Annotated in this window: 17 protein-coding genes and 1 tRNA gene; 11 read left to right on the plus strand and 7 right to left on the minus strand. The window is 68.8% G+C overall.

The features are described from left to right. The first annotated feature begins 296 nt into the window (after positions 1-296). From ACX80L_RS10545 to ACX80L_RS10565, 5 genes are all read left to right on the plus strand, one after another. Positions 297-1,853: an ABC transporter substrate-binding protein gene (locus tag ACX80L_RS10545; protein WP_459289538.1), complete on the plus strand. Its 1,557-nt coding sequence runs from the start codon at positions 297-299 to the stop codon at positions 1,851-1,853. Positions 1,854-1,875: 22 nt separating this feature from the next. Further along, positions 1,876-2,817 carry an ABC transporter permease gene (locus tag ACX80L_RS10550; protein WP_459289540.1) on the plus strand — a complete coding sequence of 314 codons (942 nt, stop codon included), beginning with the start codon at positions 1,876-1,878 and terminating at the stop codon, positions 2,815-2,817. Then, complete coding sequence (locus tag ACX80L_RS10555; RefSeq protein ID WP_459289542.1) at positions 2,810-3,640, plus strand: ABC transporter permease; 831 nt, start codon at positions 2,810-2,812, stop codon at positions 3,638-3,640. The genes ACX80L_RS10550 and ACX80L_RS10555 overlap by 8 nt, the downstream gene beginning before the upstream one ends. Beyond that, the gene (locus ACX80L_RS10560; protein WP_459289544.1) at positions 3,637-5,280 is read left to right on the plus strand and encodes an ATP-binding cassette domain-containing protein; all 1,644 of its coding nucleotides are present in this window, start codon (positions 3,637-3,639) and stop codon (positions 5,278-5,280) included. Before ACX80L_RS10555 ends, ACX80L_RS10560 begins: the two co-directional genes overlap by 4 nt. Positions 5,281-5,366: 86 nt before the next feature. Next, positions 5,367-6,599, plus strand: coding sequence for an MFS transporter (locus ACX80L_RS10565; protein ID WP_459289546.1), 1,233 nt, complete (start codon positions 5,367-5,369; stop codon positions 6,597-6,599). 113 nt (positions 6,600-6,712) lie between these two features. Here the strand turns inward: ACX80L_RS10565 and ACX80L_RS10570 are convergent, their stop codons facing one another. Then, positions 6,713-8,014: a GNAT family N-acetyltransferase gene (locus tag ACX80L_RS10570; RefSeq protein ID WP_459289547.1), complete on the minus strand. Its 1,302-nt coding sequence runs from the start codon at positions 8,012-8,014 to the stop codon at positions 6,713-6,715. Between the two features lie 449 nt (positions 8,015-8,463). Here ACX80L_RS10570 and ACX80L_RS10575 point away from each other — a divergent pair, with 449 nt between their 5' ends. After that, positions 8,464-10,602 (plus strand): HNH endonuclease signature motif containing protein, encoded by a 2,139-nt coding sequence (locus ACX80L_RS10575; protein WP_459289549.1) that lies wholly within the window; start codon positions 8,464-8,466, stop codon positions 10,600-10,602. A 267-nt stretch (positions 10,603-10,869) separates the two neighbouring features. Here ACX80L_RS10575 and polA read toward each other — a convergent pair whose 3' ends face one another. Beyond that, positions 10,870-13,518 carry a DNA polymerase I gene (gene polA / locus ACX80L_RS10580; protein ID WP_459267885.1) on the minus strand — a complete coding sequence of 883 codons (2,649 nt, stop codon included), beginning with the start codon at positions 13,516-13,518 and terminating at the stop codon, positions 10,870-10,872. 172 nt (positions 13,519-13,690) lie between these two features. On the opposite strand from polA, the gene ACX80L_RS10585 reads away from it, so the two are divergent. From ACX80L_RS10585 to ACX80L_RS10595, 3 genes are all read left to right on the plus strand, one after another. Next, positions 13,691-14,179, plus strand: a complete 489-nt coding sequence (locus ACX80L_RS10585) for a hotdog fold thioesterase (protein WP_459289550.1) — start codon at positions 13,691-13,693, stop codon at positions 14,177-14,179. A 254-nt stretch (positions 14,180-14,433) separates the two neighbouring features. Beyond that, positions 14,434-14,643, plus strand: coding sequence for a hypothetical protein (locus ACX80L_RS10590; RefSeq protein WP_208741039.1), 210 nt, complete (start codon positions 14,434-14,436; stop codon positions 14,641-14,643). After that, the gene (locus tag ACX80L_RS10595) at positions 14,640-15,131 is read left to right on the plus strand and encodes a hypothetical protein (protein WP_459289553.1); all 492 of its coding nucleotides are present in this window, start codon (positions 14,640-14,642) and stop codon (positions 15,129-15,131) included. Before ACX80L_RS10590 ends, ACX80L_RS10595 begins: the two co-directional genes overlap by 4 nt. Before the next feature lie 23 nt (positions 15,132-15,154). On the opposite strand, the gene ACX80L_RS10600 is transcribed toward ACX80L_RS10595, so the two are convergent. The 3 genes from ACX80L_RS10600 to ligD all read right to left on the minus strand — a co-directional run bounded on the left by ACX80L_RS10600 (position 15,155) and on the right by ligD (position 17,368). After that, positions 15,155-15,538 carry a response regulator transcription factor gene (locus tag ACX80L_RS10600; protein WP_133081847.1) on the minus strand — a complete coding sequence of 128 codons (384 nt, stop codon included), beginning with the start codon at positions 15,536-15,538 and terminating at the stop codon, positions 15,155-15,157. A gap of 48 nt (positions 15,539-15,586) precedes the next feature. Next, positions 15,587-16,207, minus strand: coding sequence for a hypothetical protein (locus ACX80L_RS10605; RefSeq protein WP_459289555.1), 621 nt, complete (start codon positions 16,205-16,207; stop codon positions 15,587-15,589). Positions 16,208-16,345: 138 nt separating this feature from the next. Continuing rightward, the gene (gene ligD, locus ACX80L_RS10610; protein ID WP_459289557.1) at positions 16,346-17,368 is read right to left on the minus strand and encodes a non-homologous end-joining DNA ligase; all 1,023 of its coding nucleotides are present in this window, start codon (positions 17,366-17,368) and stop codon (positions 16,346-16,348) included. Positions 17,369-17,435: 67 nt separating this feature from the next. Here ligD and arfB point away from each other — a divergent pair, with 67 nt between their 5' ends. Continuing rightward, positions 17,436-17,861, plus strand: coding sequence for an alternative ribosome rescue aminoacyl-tRNA hydrolase ArfB (gene arfB / locus ACX80L_RS10615; protein WP_459289559.1), 426 nt, complete (start codon positions 17,436-17,438; stop codon positions 17,859-17,861). Positions 17,862-17,886: 25 nt separating this feature from the next. On the opposite strand, the gene ACX80L_RS10620 is transcribed toward arfB, so the two are convergent. Continuing rightward, a tRNA-Leu gene (locus ACX80L_RS10620) sits at positions 17,887-17,968 on the minus strand. Positions 17,969-18,113: 145 nt separating this feature from the next. On the opposite strand from ACX80L_RS10620, the gene ACX80L_RS10625 reads away from it, so the two are divergent. Continuing rightward, positions 18,114-18,716, plus strand: coding sequence for an ANTAR domain-containing response regulator (locus tag ACX80L_RS10625; RefSeq protein ID WP_208741031.1), 603 nt, complete (start codon positions 18,114-18,116; stop codon positions 18,714-18,716). A gap of 86 nt (positions 18,717-18,802) precedes the next feature. On the opposite strand, the gene pyk is transcribed toward ACX80L_RS10625, so the two are convergent. Then, positions 18,803-20,293, minus strand: coding sequence for a pyruvate kinase (gene pyk, locus ACX80L_RS10630; RefSeq protein ID WP_459289561.1), 1,491 nt, complete (start codon positions 20,291-20,293; stop codon positions 18,803-18,805). Positions 20,294-20,342 lie beyond the last annotated feature (49 nt).

Genomic DNA, 20,342 nt, shown 5'->3' on the forward strand with positions numbered 1-20,342 from the left:
ATGTCCGGATGTGGACGAAATGGAAAGAACCTCGGAAGGTTCAGGAGAGGTAGCACGCCGAAGGGCCTCCGGCTTGCACCGGAAACCACGAGAGCGCACCACGCGCCTGTTCAGTCTAGCTTCGGGGTCCAACAGCGTCAAAGCAATGCGGTCGGGCCGGGGGTCTCCACCGATCGTCTGCGACCCCTTCAGTGGGAGGCGGAGTACCTCGAGTTTCTCTCGACCTCAGGTAAGGCTAACCTAAAGAGTCCCCGCTTCACTTCCTGCCTCCGGGCAGCCCTTCAAGGTGGTCACCCGTGCGTTCGTCCTTCCCGTCCCGTGTCCTCGTGGCCGCGGTGGCCGCCCTCGTCCTCACCGGCTGCGGATTCAGTGGTGGTTCGGTTCCCTCCGATGGCAGCACCGCGACGGCCGACACGAGCCAGCGCATCGTGGTCGACAACTTCCGGGCGCCGGTGGCCGACTGGGCGCTGGAATCCGATGCCGCCTACATCCTGTCGCTGTCCGGGTGCCTGGAGACGCTCACCCGGTACGACCAGCAGGAAGGGAAGGTCCAGCCCTTCCTCGCCACCGAGTGGAAGCAGGCTTCCCCCCTGGAGTGGGACTTCACCCTGCGCCAGGGAGTCTCCTTCCAGGACGGCACGGAACTGACCGCGGAGTCCGTGGTATCCGCGCTGAACCACGTCCTGGACGCCGATGTTCCGGCGCGGGCCTTCAACCGGACGGTGATCAGCTCCGTCAGCGCCGTCGACGCCGATACCGTCCGGGTGAGCACCCCGGAGGAGAATCCCCTGGTGCCGTACCGCCTGGCGAGCGTGAATACCGGCATCCTGGCTCCCGCGGCCTACGGGGACGGCCAGGTGGATCCGTTCGGGCACTGCACCGGCCCCTTCACGCCGGTGTCCGAGCAGCCCAAGCAGTCCCTGACGCTGGACCGCAACGAGAAGTACTGGGGCGGGGACGTGCAGCTCGCCGGAGCGGAGATCCGCTTCATCACGAACGGCGCCACGCGGGCGGCACAGATCCAGACCGGGGAGGCGGACATCTCCCTGTCGATCCCCGTGTCCAGCTTGGCGGCCCTGGAGGGCGCGCCCGGAGTCACCGTCCTCGAGGCGGACTCGCCGCGCACGGCGACGCTCTATCTGAACAACGGGCGCGCGCCGCTCGACGATGTGGACGTGCGCAGGGCGATACGGAAGGGCCTGGACCTGGACGCCCTCGCGGCCAGCGTGTACGAGGGTGCGGCCCTTCCGGCCACCGGTCCCTTCGCCTCCTCCGAGCCGTGGGCGGACGGCGTGGGCGAGGACCAGGAGCAGGACCTGGACGGGGCCCGCGATCTGCTCGCCGCCGCCGGTTACACCGCTGACCGACCCCTGGAGATCATCGCCATCGTGGAACGTGCGGAGTTCAGCGACGTCGCAGCCGTGATCCAGGAGAACCTGAAGAACATCGGCATCCCGGTGACCATCGAGGCCAAGGAGTACGCAGCGGCGGAGCCGGACGTCCTGGCCGGCGACTACGACATGCTGCTGAGCCAGCGCAACCGACTGATCGACATCGCCGATCCCATCGGCTTCCTCACGGCGGACTACACCTGCGAGGGCACGTACAACCTGAGCCATCTCTGCAGTGCGGAGTACGACGGCGTCATCGCCGAGGCGGCAGCGACCGTGGACCAGACCGAGCGCTACGCGTTGTACGCCGAGGCCGGCCGTATCCTCCAGGACGAGGCCGTCAACGCCTGGCTCGTGAACGAACAGGCCACCGACGCTGTCCGCTCCAACGTCCTCTCCTACGTCCAGGACCCGCTCTCCCGCTATGTCCTGACGGCGAAGACCGCCAAGACCGCACCCTAGCCCTCCAGCAGACACCCCCTCCATGCTGCACTTCATCACCAAACGCATGGCCACCCTGGTGGCCGCCGTCGCGGTGTCCTCCTTCGCGGTGTTCCTCATCCCCTACCTCACCCCGGGGGACCCCGTGCGGAAGATCATCCGATCACGGGTGGCCGGGGACGCGGTGGACGAGGCCACCGTCCAGGGCCTGGCCGAGAGCCTGGGCCTGAATGACCCCCTTCCCGCCCAGTACCTGCGGTGGGTGGGCGACGTCGCCGGCGGCAACATGGGGCTGTCCTATGTCAGCAGGACCCCGGTGGCGGAGCAGGTGCTGCCGGCACTGGCCGTCACCCTCAGCCTGGTGGTCCTGTCGCTCGGACTGGCGGTCTCGCTCGCCCTCCCGCTGGGCATCGTCTCCGGGCTCCGGCCGGGAAGTGCGGCGGACAAGGCCATCACCACTGTCACGCAGGCCCTCATCGCCATGCCCGAGTACTGGGTGGCGCCCGTGCTGGTCCTGGTCTTCGCCCTCGAACTGTCCGTGCTGCCCACCGCCGGCTGGAACGACCCGTCGTCCGCCGTGCTTCCCGCAGTGACACTGGCCCTGCGCCCCATCAGCTTCTTCACCTCGGCGGTCCGGGCAGGCATCATCGACAGCGCCGCGGCGGACCATGTCCTGGCCTCGCGTGCCCGGGGCCTGAGCCGGGCCCAGTCGGTGGTCCGCCATGTCATCCCGAACGGGCTGGTCCCCCTGTCCACGCTCTTCGCCGTGTGGTTCGCGGGGCTCCTGGGTGGCTCCGTCATCGTGGAGGTCATCTTCGCCGTCCCGGGAATGGGTCGGCTCCTCTTCGATGCCGTCGTCAACGGCGATATCCCGCTCGCGCAGGGCGGAGTGGTGGTGGTCGTGGTCCTCGCGGTCGGCGTCACCACAGCGGCCGACCTCGTCCACCGGTTCCTGAGCCCGGCGCTGGGAGCCTCCCTTGCGTAGCCGGATCACCGGAACGACCGTCGCCGCGTCCGTCCTCGTCCTCATCGTCCTCGTCGTCCTCTTCGCGCCCTGGCTCGCGCCCTATCCGCCCGCGGAGCAGAATCTGACCGAGCGCCTCGCTCCTCCGTCCGCCGGGCACTGGCTGGGCACCGACAATCTGGGCCGGGACACCCTGAGCCGCATCCTCGACGGCGGCCGCTTCTCCATGTCGGTGGCGGCGCTCGCCACCGTGTCGACCTGCCTGCTGGGGGTGGCCATCGGCGTCCTGAGTGCGCGGCGCCGGGGCTGGGTGGACGAGTTCCTGACCCGGACGAACGACGTCCTGCTCGCACTGCCGGAGATGGTGGTGGCCCTGTTCGTCGTGGCGGCGCTCGGGACGGGGTTCGGGCCGTTGCTGCTCGCCCTGACCGTCACGGGATGGACGCCCTTCGCACGTCTGGCACGAGCCCTCGCCTACGACGTCTCCGCCCGTGGCTTCGTCGAGGCAGCGCGCGTGGTGGGCTGCCGGTCGTCGTTCATCGTCCTCCGGCATGTCCTGCCGCACCTGGCAGGTCCCATCCTCGGTCAGGCGGCGCTGCGGTTCGGGCACCTGCTGATCAGTGTGGGAGCCCTGTCCTACCTCGGTCTGGGGGTGCAGCCCCCACAGGCCGACTGGGGGTCCATGATCGCTACCGCCCAGCCCTTTGCGGACCGCGCTCCGATGGGGATCCTCGCCCCCGGCGTGGTCATCTTCACCGTGGCACTCTGTGTGACCCTGCTGGGCCAGCGTGCGGCGCGCAGAACGGCACCTCCCCTGCTCCTTCCCGCCCGGGCCGACTCGTGACGGCGGGCCTGGTCCTGGACGGTCTCGACGTCCGCACCGACTCCTCCGGGAGCCGGGGTGCGCCACTGCTCGACGGCGTTTCCCTCTCGGTCGGTCCCGGTGAGTTCGTGGCGCTGGTCGGTGGGTCCGGCTCGGGGAAGACGCTCACCGCGATGTCCTGCCTGCGCCTGCTGCCGCCTCGGCTCGCCATCACCGGCGGGTCCATCCGGCTCGGTGACCTCGACCTGACCCGGGCCGCCGAGCAGGAACTGAACGGTGTACGTGGCGGCAGGCTGGGGATGCTGTTCCAGCAACCCGGGCGCATGTTCAATCCGAACCGGACCGTCGGACAGCACCTCAGGGAACCGTTGCGACTGCATTCGGGCCTCCGGGGAGTGGGAGCGTACAGCAGGGCCCTCGAACTGCTCGCCGAGGTCGGGTTCCCGGATCCGGCCCGGGGCCTCAAGGCCTATCCGCACCAGCTCTCGGGCGGGATGGCCCAGCGCGCCATGACGGCCGTGGCGCTGGCGGGGCAACCGGAGATGCTCCTGGCCGACGAACCCACCTCCGCGCTGGACAAGGTCCTGGAACGGCAGATCCTCCAGTTGCTCGACCGGGAACGCCGGGAACGTGGACTGGGCATCCTGTACATCACCCACAACATCGCGTCCGTCGCCGCATACGCCGACCGCGTCCTGGTCATGAGTGCCGGATCCATCGTCGAGGAGGGCGTCACGAGCGAGCTGCTCGCCCGACCCCGGAACCCGTACACCCGGGAGCTGCTGACAGCCGCCCGCCTCGCGCCCGAGTCCCGACGTCGTCAGCCCTCCGCAGAACGCGAGATCCTGGTCCTGGACGGGGTGGGCAAGAGCTTTCCGGCACCCCGGGGAAAACGCCATACCGCCCTCGAGGACGTCTCCCTCTCCCTCAGGCGCGGAGAGATCCTCGGGATCCTGGGCCAGTCGGGGTCGGGCAAGAGCACACTCGCGAAAGCCGTCGTGGGGCTCGAATCCGTCGATACCGGGTCCATCACCCGTTCTCCCGACGGCGCCGGTGGAGACCGGATCACCGCCGTGCAGCTCGTGTTCCAGGAGCCGCACAGCGCCTTCGACCCCCGCATGACCCTGCGGACCAGCCTCCGCGCACCGCTTCACGCACGCCGGGAACTGACGCCCAGGGAACGGGACGACCGGATCAGTGCTGCGATGGAGGAGGTGGACCTGGACGAGAGCCTGCTGGAGCGGCATCCCGGCCAGTGCTCAGGCGGTCAGCTCCAGCGAGCCACCATCGCCCGGGCACTCCTCCTGGAGCCACGGATCCTGATCTGCGACGAGGCCACCTCGGCACTCGACGCGCTCTCGCAGCGCACCATCCTGAATCTGCTGCTCCGCCTGCAACGCGAGCACCACCTCTCCCTGGTCGTCATCTCCCATGACATGGACGTGGTGAGGTACATGTGCGACAGGGTTGCCGTCATCCTGCAGGGGCGGGTGGTCGAGGTTGCCCAGACCCGGGACTTCTTCGCCACGCCCCTGCACCCGCACAGCCGGACGCTCGTCGCCGCGTCGATCCCCTGTCGCGCCGAAGGACTCTGGGCGGCTCTGCATGCTCCCGGGCTGGTCCGGGCGCCGGACGGAAAGGCATCCCGTGACGAGGCTTGACGCGCCGCTGCCGGGACCGGCTGCCCGCGCCACCCGTGCTCCGGACCACCCCGGGTGACACGCTCCGCCTCCGGTGATCTCTCCCGATGATCCCTGCTCCCTCGACGACTCAGCGCGGCGCACCGGTGCTCCTGTCCACCCAACTGGTCTTCAACATCGGCTTCTACGCCGTCGTCCCCTTCCTGGCGCTCGTCATGTCCGAGGACCTCGGGCTGGGTGCCGCCGCCATCGGCGTCGTACTCGGCGTGAGGACCTTCAGCCAGCAGGGCCTGTTCCTGCTTGGAGGGGTGCTCGCCGACCGGTGGGGCCCTCGCCGCAGCATCCTGTCCGGTTGCGTGCTCCGGGCGGCGGGCTATTGCGGACTGGCCGCGGCCGACAGCTTCTGGCCGTTCCTCCTGGGCGCCGTACTGACCGGCATGGGTGGCGCCCTCTTCTCGCCCGCCGTCGAGGGGCTCGTCGGCGCACTCGATCGAGCCCGCGCAGCGGACGGCAGCCGGCGCCGGAGTCTGTTCGCGTGGCTCGTCCTGTTCGGCGAGGTGGGCGCCGTCACCGGGCCCCTGGTCGGGACCGGCCTCCTGCCACTCGGCTTCCCGATCGTCGCCGGGTCCGCCGCCTGCCTCTTCCTCACGGTGGGAGTGGTCCTCTGGCTGATCATGCCGCGGGGGCTTCCGACGACGGCCCCCTCGCCCCGGGCAGCAGCCGGGGGCCATGACACCTGGGCCTGCCTGCGGGAGCGTCGCTTCCTCGCGTTCTGCGCGTTCTTCGGCATCAACCTCCTCGCGTACAACCAGCTGTACTTCACGCTCCCTCTCGAACTCCAGCAGAGCGGGGCGGGCGCCGGACTTCTGGGCATGCTGTTCACCATCGCCTCGATCCTGACGATCGCACTCCAACTACCGGCGTCGTCCGTGGCAGCGAGGATGGGGACGGTCGCGGCGCTACGGGCCGGGTTCTCGTGCATCGCCGTGGCCTTTCTGCTGATCACGCTGCTCGGTACCACCGGCATGCACCTCGTGCCCGGACTCCCGGCGGCCACCGGACCGGTGTGTCTCGTCGTCCTCCTCAGCCTCGGACGCATGCTCGTCGGGCCCGCCGGGCTGCAGCAGGTGCAAGGTTTCGCCGGGGCACGGCCGCTGGGTGCCTACTACGGGCTCCTCACCAGCTGCGGAGGCCTCGCCGTGGTCTGCGGCAACACGCTGATAGGTGTGCTCCGGGACACCGTGGGCAGCACCTCCGGCTGGGTGCTCCTGGTCCTCCTCAGCGGGGCTGCCGCTGTCTTCCTCCCCCGTTTCCTTCCCCTGCCGTCCACGGCGGCGTGACCTCCGACGGGCATCGGCTCACAACCCCTTCTTCCTGCACCCTCGGATCGGCCGTCGGCGGCGCGCTTCGCAGACACCCTCGGTCCGATCGGACGCTCCGCCTGGAGGCGGATCTAGAAATGCGTGATGCAGTACGGCTCCTCGGAGCGTCCGAACAGCGTGTCGAGGAGCTCGACAGCGTCCTCGGCTGCAGCGTCGAGAGCGCCGGCCGCTGCGAGTGCTGAAGCCGACACCCCCCCGAGGTAGAGCGAGCCGAGCGCATTGATGGTGAGGGTGGCGTCGGGTGCCGCCGCGGCCTCGACGTGCTCCATCTGGGCGACGCCGTCGACGACGGTCAGGACGTAGGAGCCGCCGGCGAGCCCGAGCGCGTCCAGGACCTCCAGGACGATCGTGCCGCTCCCACGGTACGAGCGCCTGCCGAGCGCGGCCGGCACGTCGAGCAGGCGGACCCAGAGGACGTCCTCGGTCCCCTTCACGTCGTAGCAGCGCCGGTCGCGCAGCGCCCAGGGCAGCGGGTCGTCCCGCCGCGCTCCGTCCCAGGTGACGACCTGCACGAGGTCGAGCGATCCCAGGTACCGCCACAGTTCGAGGTAGGCAGAGGGTGTGGCTGCCACCAGATCCACGATCTTCATCGTGTAGGGCGTCGTGTCCCAGCCTGCGAAGCGGTAGGACACGTACCCTGCCGGCGTCCCCTCGGCGTCGTAGTGCACCGCCATCCGCACGTTGCGGTCCTCGACCGGCCGTTCCCTGCCCCACTCGCCCGAGGCGCGGCGCGGGTAGGCGTACTGCCGGTCCACGGAACCGAAGGTCACGGCGTGGAAGCCTGCGAAGATCTGCTCGGCGAGGCGCACTGCGTGCTCCCGGGCCACCAGCGTCGTCGTACCGGTTCTCGGTGCCGTCACCTCGAACCGCTCGCGGACGTCCACCTCGACGGCCTGCGTGAACGTGGCGCAGCCGAATCCGAAGCGCCCGTAGATCGTCGCCTCCGACGCGGTCAGGATGGCCAGCGGGAGCCCCCGTTCCGCGGCCTCCCGAAGGTCCCTGGTCATCATGGAGCGCAGGATGCCGTTACGCCGGTGGCTCGGCCGGACAGTGACAGCTGTGATCTGGTGGGCTTCGATCTGTCCCGCTCCGACGTTGAGCGGATGCACCATCGTGCCGTAGGTGGCCACCGGATGGTCCGCACCGAGAGCCTCGGCGGGCTGGGCACGATCGTGGACGCCCCACAGGACCCGCTGGTCCGCCTGGTACGCCCCGAGGAATTTCGGGATGTCCTCCGGATCGAACGTGCCCTCGTGGAACCCGATCCCCTCCGCATCGAGCCACTTCGTGAAGCGGCCGTCCGCCGTGACGTCCTCGTCGGCGGCAGGGCTGAAGATCTCGGTGTGCAGGTCGGGTGCGGTGTTGTGGCTCACTCCACCACCCTAGCCGCGGCGGTCCGGCGTGGACCAGGGGCGCCGTCGGCGCCGACTTCAGGGGTGGCAGGACGACGCCCTCCGGCGGCGGGGGCGGGGCGCCTCTTAGCGCGCTCGCATCGGGAGGAGTACGACGACGGCGCCCGGCTCGAGGGCCGGAATGCCTTTCCAGGCTCCTGTGCTGAGCGCGGGAGGACGACGCCGTCCGGCGGAGGGACGGTGTGTGTCTTCGGGCGCTCGGGCCGGGCATGGTCCGACGACACCGTCCGACGGAGGGGCCGGGACGCCTCTTCGCGCGCTCGCGTCGGGAGGAGTACGACGACGGCGCCCCACCTCTGATTTCGTGAGCGATCGCACCCCGATTCCATGAAAATAGGGAGCGTCCTGTCGTTGTCCACATAGGCCGAGGAGCACGCGGAATAGTACGCGTGTTCGATAAAATTCAGGGTATGGCCATTGCCCCGCTCGAGTGTTCCGCGCAGACCCCGACTGCAGTGGGTACGCTGAACTCGGCCTTCGCTGCGCTCACGGAGTATGCCCGAGAGCTGGGCCGGCAAGGCCGTGTCCCCTCCCGGCCGGAGGCACTGCAGCTCATCATCGACATCGAACGTGTCTCGAGGGTCGTGGACCATCTGCAAGTCCTCGCCGCACGCCTCGCCGAGGAACACTACCGGGTCGACGAACCCGATCACGGCAGTACGTCCGGGAGTACGTCCGGGAGTACGTCCGCACCCGGGTCGCTGCTGGCCCGGGCAGAACAGGCCATTCGCGCCGAGGCTCCGATTCCGGCCGCTTGCAGCACCGCCTCCGCGGGTACCGCCTCCTCGAGCACCGCTTCGTGGGGTACCGCGTCGTTGGGTGTCGGCAGCGCCACGGGATCCTTCTGGGGGTCGCGGGCGGGTGCAGCACCGGATGGATTCAGGGATTGCGCGGACTTCCTGCGCGGGACTCTGGGGATCAGCCGTGCCGAAGCCCGACGCCGGCTGGCCCTGGCGGACCTGGTGCTGTGCCAGATGTCGCCAACGGGTGCGGCGCTGCCTGCCCGGCTGGAGACCCTCAGTGCAGTGGTGGAGGCGGGGCTGGTCAGCGGTCGGGCCGCGACGATCGTGTCCCAGGCAGTACAACGGGTGCAGTCCTTCGCGACTCCGGAACAGGTCGAGTCGATGGAGGACCACCTGACCCGGCAGGCGGTCGAGTCCGACGAGGACGTCCTGCGGGTCGTGGCCCGCCGCTGGGAAGGAGTCCTCGACCAGGACGGGCAGGAACCCACCGACAAGGTGCTCCGGGCTCGCCAGGGCGTCTTCCTCAGGGGCCGCCGCCATGGCCTGCACGTCCTCGAGATCGGCGCCACCGACGAGCAGTTCGAACACCTTGCCACCGTCATGAACACCGCCACCAATCCGCGCATGCACACCGACCGCGCCAGTACGGCCAGTGCCGGTGCCGACGGCCTCGGCCCTGCGGCCGAAGGCGCGGGCGAATCCGGCGCCTCCGGTGCTGCTGCCGAGAGCGGGCCAAGATCAGACACCGGCTACGGCGCAGCCTCCGGAGCAGGCTCCGGTGCAGGCTCCGGCTGGGGTGGGGGATCAGATTCAGGCAGAAACACGGATTTGTACGGTGACCCGGAGGGAGCAACAAGGGCTCAGATGTTGCTCGAAGGATTGGTCTCCGCGTGCAAGATCGCCCTGAGCACGACTAGTCTTCCCGCAACCGGCGGCCACCGACCTCAGGTGATGGTCACCATCGATTATCAGGACCTCATCGAACATACCCAGAACCTCACCCTGGACCTCCCCGGCAACCTCGCCAGGGGCCTCACCGGTCAGACGCAGCGGGCAGGGCAGCGGCCGGGTCACACGGTCTTCGCCGGCCAGGCCAGTGCCAGGACCATCCGGCGGATCGCCTGCGACGCGGACATCATCCCGATCGTTCTCGGCGGTGCGGGTCAGGTCCTGGACCTCGGGAGAGCCCAACGCCTCTTCCCACCCCACCTGCGTCGAGCCCTGGTCGCCCGTGACAAGGGCTGTGCCTTCCCGGATTGCACCATCCCGGCGCCCTGGTGCGAAGCCCACCACATCGACCCCTGGTCCCGCGGCGGGAGAACGAGCATCGGCAACGGAGCGCTGCTGTGCTCACGACACCACCACCTCATCCACCAGGGCATGTGGACGATAGAGCCCCGAGGCGGCATTCCCTGGTTCCGCGCGCCCGGATACCCTGGCCGGGCAGGCGTTCCCCGGACCAACACCTACTCGCATACCGGACGAATCGTTCGAGACGAACTACTGCACCACGAACAGCTGCACGATGAATCACACCACCAAGGACGACGGCCCGTCGAACCACTCCACGACATGACCCGGGGCATCCCCGCCACCCTTGCCTGGAACAGGGCGGAGCAGACGAGGCCTGGTTGGAACCGACCGGAACAGACGAGGCCCGGCTGGGACCAACCGGAACAGACGAGGCCTGGCTGGAACAGACCGGAACAGACTACCCATGGCTGGAACAGACCGGAACAGACCACCCCTGGCTGCAACAGACTGGAACAGACCCACCCGAGCGGGAACAGAGAGGTACTGACCTGAACCGCTGTAGTCCGACCTGACCCGACATGACCCAACCTGAACCGCCCGGATTGACCTGATCGACCTGATCGACCGAATTGACTCGATCGACTTGCTCGACCGGAACGGACGTGAGCAGATCAGCCCTGCTTCGGAAGAACCGCTACGGATCCGACAAGACCGTCACAGGTCAGAACGGACCGGACCGGACCAAGCCAGACCGGACCGGAGCACCGCAACACCTCGTTCTGGTCCGCGGACGCTCAGGTCGTCCCCGGTGCACTACACCTAGTGGGCGGCGTCGTGCCAGCTTGCTCCTGTGCCCACCGAGACGTCGAGCGGAACGGAGAGATCCGCCGCTGCGCCCATCTGCTGCCGCACGAGCGCCTCGACCTCCTCGGACTCACCCTCGGCGATCTCGAGCACGAGTTCGTCGTGCACCTGCAGCAGCATGCGCGACGCGAGGCCCCGCTGGGTCAGTGCGTCGTCGACGCCGAGCATGGCCTTCTTGATGATGTCCGCAGCCGAACCCTGGATGGGCGCGTTGAGAGCCGCCCGCTCTGCCATCTCGCGGAGCTGCCGGTTGTCGCTCGACAGGTCCGGCAGGTAGCGGCGCCGACCCTCGATGGTGGAGGTGAAGCCGTCCTTGCGGGCCTGCTCCACGATGCCGCGCAGGTAGTCGCGCACCGCGCCGAAGCGCTCGAAGTAGTCACGCATGAGGGTGCGCGCCTCGTCCACCGAGATGTTGAGCTGCTTGGAGAGCCCGAACGAGCTCAGGCCGTAGACCAGCCCGTAGGACATCGCCTTCACCTTGGACCGCATGGCGCTGGTGACTTCCTCCGGCGCGACGCCGAAGATGTGCGAGCCGACGAAGCGGTGGAGGTCCTCGCCCTCCTGGAACGCCGAGATGAGTCCCTCGTCACCGGACAGGTGCGCCATGATGCGCATCTCGATCTGCGAGTAGTCGGCCGTCATCAGGCTCTCGAATTTCTCGCCGTTGCGTCCCTGCCCGACGACGAACACCTCGCGGATGCGGCGGCCCTCGTCGGAACGGACGGGGATGTTCTGCAGGTTCGGATTGGTCGAGGAAAGCCGACCTGTCGCCGCGATGGTCTGCAGGTACGTGGTGTGGATGCGGCCGTCGTCGTCCACCGCCTTGCGGAGCCCCTCGACCGTCTGGCGGAGCTTCAGTGCATCGCGGTAGGCGAGAAGCTGCTCGAGGAAGGGGTGCCCCGTCTTGGCGATCAGGTCCGTCAGGGCGTCGGCGTCAGTGGAATAGCCCGTCTTGATCTTCTTGGTCTTCGGCAGCTCGAGCTCGTCGAACAGGACGGTCTGCAGCTGCTTCGGCGAGCCGAGATTGATCTCCTTGCCGATGATCCGGTACGCCTCGGCTCCGGCGGCACTGATCGTCTTCGAGAAGTCGTCGAAGAGCCGGTCGAGCCCGTCGACGGAGACGGCCACGCCGGTGAGTTCCATGCGGGCGAGCACTTCCGCGAGCGGAAGCTCCAGCCCACCGAGCAGCTGGTTGGCCCCGCGCTCGACGAGCTGACCGGCGAAGTGCTCACTGAGGCGCAGTGCGGCATAGGCGGCGACCACGGCCGGCGATGCGACGTCGTTGCCGCCGAGGTCGAGCGCCTGCTGGCCCGACGAATCATTGGCAGACGCCGTGATGGACAGCCGCAGGTGGTACTGGGCGAGGTCGGCGAGATCGTAGCTCCGCCGGTCGGGCTGGATGAGGTACCCGGAGAGGGCTGTATCGTCGATCTCCCCCGCCAGCACGAGGCCCCGGGCGGACAGCAGCTTGAACACTGCCTTGAAGTCGTGGACGATCTTCGGCGCGTCGGTGTCGGACAGCCAGTCCCCCAGCACCTTCTCGGCCTCGGCATCGAGAGCTTCCAGCGGGATGAAGGCTGCGGAGAGCCCGGTGACCACGGCGACCCCGACGACGTCGGTCACCCCGGCCGTCGTCTCGGTGGCCAGCGCCACCGAGGCCTGCGCCTGGTTCGTGGCCCTGAACCATTGCTCGAGTCCGGCGGCGTCGTCGAGCAGCACGTGTGCGGGAGCACTCTGCTCATCGCCCTCGTCAGCGGTCTCCTCCTCGCCGAAGAGGTCGAACAGCCGTTTGCGCAGCGTGTTGAACTGCAGGGAATCGAAGAGGTCCTCGACCGCCGACCGGTCCGGGTGCTGCGAGACCATGGCGTCGAGGTCCACGGGTAGGTCCAGATCGGTGAGCAGCCGGTTCAGGCGCCGGTTCCGCTTGACGTCCTCGATGTTGGCGCGCAGCGAATCCCCGACCTTCCCGCCGATCTTGTCGAGGTTCTCGAGGATCCCCTCGAGCCCCCCGTACAGCTTGATCCACTTCGCCGCGGTCTTCGGGCCGACGCCGGGTACCCCCGGCAGGTTGTCGGCGCTCTCCCCCACCAGCGCAGCGAGGTCCGAGTACTGGTGCGGCGGTACGAAGTACTTCTCCTCGATGGCCTGCGCATCCATCTGCGGGATGTTGGTCACGCCCTGCTTCGGATAGAGCACGGTCACGCGGTCGTTGACGAGCTGGAAGGCGTCCCGGTCCCCGCTCACCACCTGCACGTCCCAATCGGCACTCGCCGCCTGGTACGCGAGGGTGGCCAGGATGTCGTCCGCCTCGTAGCCGTCGAGGGAGATGGTCGGGATGCGCATCGCCTCCATGACCTTGATGATCAGGTCCACCTGTCCGTGGAACTCCTCGGGCGTCTTGGAACGGCCGCCCTTGTACTCCGTGTACTCCTCGGAGCGGAAGGTCGGTGTGTCGAGGTCGAAAGCGACTGCCACGTGGCTCGGCTTCTGGTCCTTGATGAGGTTGATGAGCATCGCCGTGAAGCCGTAGACCGCATTCGTGTGCTGGCCGGTGTCGGTCGAGAAGTTCTCGGGCGGGAGCGCGTAGAAGGCACGGAAGGCCATGGAGTGCCCGTCGATGACGAGGAGCCGGTTGCGTGAACCGTCGCTGCGACGCGCCGGCGCCTGCCCGCCGGCCGGTGCCACAGAGCCGTCCGGAGTGCTCTCCGCGGGCGGTGCGATGGTCAGGGTGGCAGCTGGTTTGGTCGTTTCACTCACAGGTGCCAGCCTAGTTGCCATGACAGACAACCGCACCCGGCCCGACGCCGTCCACGCACCCTCCGGAGACCGGCTGGCCGAGCTCGTCGCAGCGGGCATCCCGCCGGAGATGCACGGCTGGCTCGGCCGCTACGGCGTCGGCGCCCTGACCGTGAAGATGGGCATCGTCTTCTCCGAGATGAGCGCCGAGCGCATGGTCGCCACCATGCCGGTCGAGGGCAACCAGCAGGTCGCGGGCATCCTCCACGGCGGCGCCCACGTGGTGCTCGCCGAGACCCTGGGGTCGTTCGCCGCGGGACTCCACGCCGGCCCGGGCAGGCAGGCCGTCGGCATCGAGGTGGGAGCGACGCACCACCGCAGCATCGATTCCGGCACGGTGACGGGCACCGCGACGGCCATCCACCTCGGCCGGACCCTCACAACGCACGAGGTGGTGATGACCGACGAGCAGGGTCGGCGCCTCTCCACGGCCCGCATCACGAACCTGATCCGGGAGGTCAGGGACTGATCCGGCGTACCGGCCGCGGTGCAGCTCCTTCCGAGCCGGGAACGGGACACCGTACCCCGATGCGGAAGCGACCGGATCGGGCAACGATCCGGCCCGTCCGATGAGCACGACGGCGACCTACCGGGCGGGTGCGGGGTCGCGATTGCAAGCTCCGACTGAGCCGGGAACTCCTGTTGCCCCGCCTGAGGGCGCTGCCTACCGTGAAAGAAGGGCTGCACCACCGCCGCCCCGGTAGGAACTCGAACGGAGACCCCGTGGCCGACAAGAAGACGAAGACCATCGCCGCCGTTCTCGCCGCCGGCGCCCTCTTCCTGGGCGGGTGCGATCTCGGCAACAAGGACAGCGACAACTCCGGGACCGATACCGGGAACTACGACGACAACAACGGGATCGACACCGACCTCGGAGACGACAGTCGCGGCAACGACCTCGACGACGCCCCGGACGGCGGGAACGACAAGTGACGGATCGCGGTCCCGTCCTCGCCCGGGCGGCGTTGCGCGGCGTGGCAGCGGGCCTGGTCGGGACGGCCGCAATGACGGTCGGAGAACTCGTGGAGCAACGCATCACGGGTCGTCCGGACTCGCACATCCCCGCCCGGACCCTCCGGATCCTGCTGGGTCGGCCCGCCGACGACGCCGTCCGCTACCCCGTGTGGAACCACGCCATGCACTGGCTGACCGGAGCGACCCTGGGCGCGCTCCGCGGCCTGTGGTCGGTGACGGGGATCCGTGGGGGTTCCGCAACGGCGGCGCACGCCGTCGTCCGCCTCGCGTTCGACCAGACACTCGAGAACGCGACGGGTGCGGGCGCAGCCCCCTCCCTTTGGCCTGCCGGCGAGAAAACCGCCGACTACCTGCACAAGGGGATCTTCGCCGTCGTGACGGGCGCGGTCTCCGACGCCCTCAACCAGCCCGTGCTCGTGAGCACGGCGGGGGCGCGCAGCCACTGAGCGACGCCCGCCAATGACGCCCATCAGGCGTCCGCCGCCGCCATGCCTTCCTGGATGTGCCGGCGCAGCTCCGCCGGACGGAACGGCTTGCGGAGATAGCGGTCGGCGCCGGCCTCGAAGCCCCGTTTCTCGTCCGACGGATGGGCGCGCGCCGTGAGCATGACGATGAAGGTCGTCGAGAACCTGCGGATCCGCTCCGCCACTTCGAAGCCGTCGATGTCCGGCAGGCCGACGTCGAGCGTCACCACGTCCGGCATGAGGCGGCGGACCATCTCGACACCGGCGAGACCGGCCGGCGCGGTGTGCACACGGAAGCCCGCGCCGGTCAGTACGGTGTGCAGCAGATCGCGGACGTCATCGTCGTCTTCGATGACCACAGCAGTGCGGGTGTGCTCCTTGCTCGGCATAGCCTGAGTTTACTCCGCAGCGGTGTCCGGCCGGTCGTGCGAACCGGCTCAGGACTCCGGACGGACGGTCGCCTCCACCGGGTCGGCCCCGCCCGTCGGCTGGACCAGAACGCGCTGGACGGTCTCCGGCACGTCGGGGAACGCCCCGATCATGAGCAGTTCGCTCGTCTCCCCGGGCAACGCTCCCCCGCTGTACTGCTCCACCAGGTCGACGACCTCCGGGGAGGACTCCCCGCCGTTCGCTGCCGCACCCCATTCCTCGAGGACGGTCGCTGCCGGCCTGAGCTCGAGGTCCTGGCCTTCCGGAGTGGAGACGGTGATGGTCTCCAGGTCGAGGGTCACTCCCCCTTCGGGATTCTGCACGGTCACCAGTGAATAGGTCACCGCCTCCTGGCCCAGCTCCTCGCGCACCGCCTCGACATCCTCGGGCGCCTCGGCCGGCAGGACGACGTCGCCCCTTGCCTCATCGATCAGGAACGAGAACGTACCGCTGTTGGCATCTGCGAGGCCCTCGACGGACGGCGCATCCGATGGCGCTGCGGCCTGCTCGGTCGCCGTCTCGGCGGGGTCGGGCGTGGGACCGGGAGGCTCGGCATCCGTGGCGGGATTTCCGCCGCACCCGGTGACCAGGATGAGCAGGAGGGTCGAGAACAGCACGGTCTTCTTCATGGGTCTCCCGATGGCCGGGCAGCGGCCGGAGTCAGGCCCGGCTCCTGCCGGGCGCGGCAACGTTCCCTCCCGTTCTACCAGCGCGGGCAGGAGCTTGCGCCGGGAACCGCTCGTCCTGCCTTTCGTTGACAGGGCGGCTCAGGCGCGGTTTCGTGCGCGGCTGGGCTGCACGCGCAGAGGTTCCCCTGGCATCTTCGGGAAGTCCGGCGGGAACGGCAGCTCGCCCAGTCCCGCCTCGACGTCGCGGTCCCACCATTCGCGGAGGACGTCGATGCTGCCCGGATCGGCATGCAGCCCCTCCCAGGGGTCGCCGGTCGTCGCCAGCCTCTGGGGCACGGTCGTGATGGTGAAGGCTGCCGGGTCGACGCCGGTCAGTTCGTCCCAGCTGAGTGGGCACGACACGGGGGCGTGGGGCAGGGCGCGCGGGCTGTACGCGCCGGCCATGGTGCGGTCGCGGTTCGCCTGGTTGTAGTCCACGAAGATGCGGGCACCGCGTTCCTCCTTCCACCAGGCCGTCGTCACCCGGTCCGGCATGCGCCGCTCGAGTTCCCGTGCGGCGGCGATCAGGGCCCGGCGGACCTCGAGGAACTCGTGGGTCGGCTCGATCGGCGCGAAGACGTGGAGCCCGCGGTTCCCCGAGGTCTTCACGAAGCAGGTCAGTCCCGCCTCCCGCAGGACGGCCCGGAGTTCGTGGGCGGCCGCCACCACGTCGGCGAACGTCGTCCCGGGCTGCGGGTCGAGGTCGATCCGCAATTCGTCCGGCAGGTCGGGGGCATCCGCGCGGGACGCCCACGGATGGAAGACCACGGTGTTCATCTGCGCGGCCCACACGGCGGACGCCGGCTCGTCGAGGACGAGCTGAGGGTGTGCACGGCCACTGGGATAGACCACCGTCACACTCCGCACGTAGTCCGGCGCACCCTTCGGCGGATTCTTGCTGAAGAAGTACTCGCCGTCCACGTCGCCGCCGAAGCGCTGCAGGGAGACCGGGCGTCCGCCGTTGGCGCGCAGGAAGGCAGGCGCGACGGCGACGAGATAGCGCGCGAGGTCCAGCTTGGTCAGCCCGGCCTGCGGCCAGAGCACACGGGACGGGCTGGACAGGCGGACGGCCCGCGAACCGTCCGGACCGTCGACATCGAGGATCATCGCTTCGCTGGCCATGGACCCAATCTACCCCCGGCACCTTCGAGCGGGACTTCCCTGCTCCTGACCGTGCGACGCTGGGTACATGGATCTCGAGGTGACACCCGCACTCACGATTCCCGCATCGGAACTGGGCTGGCGGTTCTCGCGTTCGTCCGGGCCGGGGGGCCAGCACGTCAATACCTCGGACAGCCGCACGGAACTCTCGTGGGATGTCGCGCGCTCGGCGGCGCTCTCGGACAGCCAGCGCCAGATACTGCTCACGCGTCTCGGACCCCGTCTCGTGTCCGGGGTGATCACTGTGACGGCCTCGGAGCGCCGGTCACAGCTGCGCAATCGCGAGATCGCCCTGGCCAAACTCGCCGCTAAGGTGGCAGAGGCGCTCGCACCCGAGCCGGCAGCCCGCCGGGCGACGAGACCCACCAGGGGCTCGGTCCGCCGGCGACTGGCTGCCAAGGAACGACGGTCGTCCACGAAACGGCAGCGGCAGCGGCCCGCGACCGAGCAGTGACGTCCCCGGACTTGCTGAAGACCGGTGCCCGAAGTGGGACTCGAACCCACACACCTCTCGATACTGCATTTTGAGTGCAGCGCGTCTGCCAATTCCGCCATTCGGGCCGTTCGCGCCCGGGCGGGGCGGAGGTACAGGGACTTCATTCGCCTCCGGTGCGCGAATCCACTCTACATGCCGATAGGCTGTTTCCGGGAACGGGAGCATGCCCTCTCCGGGCCCATCGGAACGCCACATCATCAAGGAGCAACAGTGTCTGAACCCACCGAATCCACGCCCGCCGGACCCGCACGCCGGGTCATCGTGGCCGAGGACGAGACGCTCATCCGACTCGACATCATCGAGATCCTGCGTGGGGAAGGGTACGAGGTCGTCGCGGAGGCCGACAACGGCGAGAAGGCCGTGGCCCTTGCCGAGGAGCACAAGCCGGATCTCGTCCTCATGGACGTGAAGATGCCCGTCATGGATGGCATCACCGCCGCGGAACAGATCGTCAAGGCACGCATCGCGCCGGTGGTCCTGCTGACGGCCTTCAGCCAGAAGGAACTCATCGAGCGCGCCCGCGACGCCGGTGCAATGGCCTACGTGGTCAAGCCCTTCACACCGGCCGACCTCATCCCCGCCATCGAGATCGCCATGTCGCGCCACGAGGAGATCAAGGCCCTCGAGGCAGAGGTGTCCGACCTCCAGGAGCAGTTCGCCACCCGCAAGCTGGTGGAGCGTGCCAAGAGCCTGCTGACCACCAAGATGGGCCTCACCGAACCCGAGGCCTTCCGCTGGATCCAGAAGACGTCCATGGACCGCCGCCTCAGCATGCGCGAGGTCGCCGAGACGATCATCAACCAGGTCAACTGACCCCTGGCCGAGGACCTTCCGGTCCGCAGACGCGAAGAGCCCCATCCTCACGGATGGGGCTCTTCGCGTCTGACCGGTGGGTCGGCCTACTTCTTCTTGGTGGGCCAGGGGCCCACGTCCTCCTTGATGTAGGACGTGTGGCTGTCGGGAAGCTGGCCGGCGTCGGTGATGTCGCCGACACGGTGGACCTTGATCGAGTTGGTCGACCCGGCCTGTCCGGGAGGGGAACCGGCGGCGATGACCACGAGGTCGTCGACCTCGACGAGGCCCTGCTCGAAGAGGACACGGTCCACCTGCGAGGTCATCTGGTCGGTGTGCTCCACGAACTCGACGAGCTTGGGCTGGATACCCCAGATGAGCGACATCGTGTTGAGCGTCGACTGCACCGGGGTGAACGCGAAGACCGGCTTCTTCGGGCGGAGGCGCGAGAGGCGTCGGGCGGAGTCACCGGACTGCGTGAAGGTGCAGATGTACTTGGCGTCGAGCTGGTCCGAGATCTCGACGGCGGCACGGGTGATCGCACCACCGCGGGTCTTCGGCCTGCTGCCCAGCGGCGGGACGCGCTCGAGGCCGTGGCGCTCGGTGGACTCGATGATGTCCGCCATGGTGCGGACGGTCTCGATCGGGTACTTGCCGACGCTCGTCTCGCCCGAGAGCATCACGGCGTCAGCACCGTCGAGGACGGCGTTGGCGCAGTCCGACGCCTCGGCGCGCGTGGGGCGGGGGTTGTCGATCATGGATTCGAGCACCTGCGTGGCGACGATGACCGGCTTGGCCCAGCGGCGGGCCAGCTCGACGGCGCGCTTCTGGACGATCGGGACGTCCTGCAGGGGAAGCTCGACGCCGAGATCGCCGCGGGCCACCATGATGGCGTCGAAGGCGTCGATGATCTCCTCGAGGGCGTCGACGGCCTGCGGCTTCTCGATCTTCGCGATGACGGGGACCCTGCGGCCTTCCTCGTCCATGATCTCGTGCACGCGCTTCACGTCACCGGCGTCGCGCACGAAGGACAGCGCCACCATGTCGACGCCGATCTGGATGGCCCAGCGGAGGTCCTCCTCGTCCTTGTCGCTGAGGGCGGGGACGTTGACGGCGACACCGGGCAGGTTGATGCCCTTGTTGTTCGACACCATGCCGCCCACGACGACCTCGGTGGTGACCTTGACGTCGTCGACCGCGGTGGCGCGGAGCGAGACCTTGCCGTCGTCGATCAGGAGCATGTCGCCCACGTTGACGTCCTGGGGCAGTCCCTTGAACGTGGTGGAGCAGATGTCCTGCGTGCCTTCGACGTCCTCGACGGTGATGGTGAAGACGTCCCCGGGGGTGAGGGCGTGGGGGCCGTCGGCGAACCGGCCGAGGCGGATCTTGGGACCTTGGAGGTCCGCGAAGATGCCGACGGGCTTGCCGAGTTCCTCGGACGCGCGGCGCACGTTCTCGTAGGTGCTGCTGTGCACGGCGTAGTCGCCGTGGCTCATGTTCATCCGGGCTACGTCGACGCCCGCCTCGAGCACCGCGAGGGTGTTCTCATAGCTGGCGATTGCGGGGCCGAATGTTGCAACGATTTTTGCGCGTCTCATAAACCTAGCCTAGTCGTGTTTGGGTCGTGGGGATTCTGTGCGGAGCCGG

This window comes from Arthrobacter sp. MDT1-48-3, from assembly GCF_054511015.1.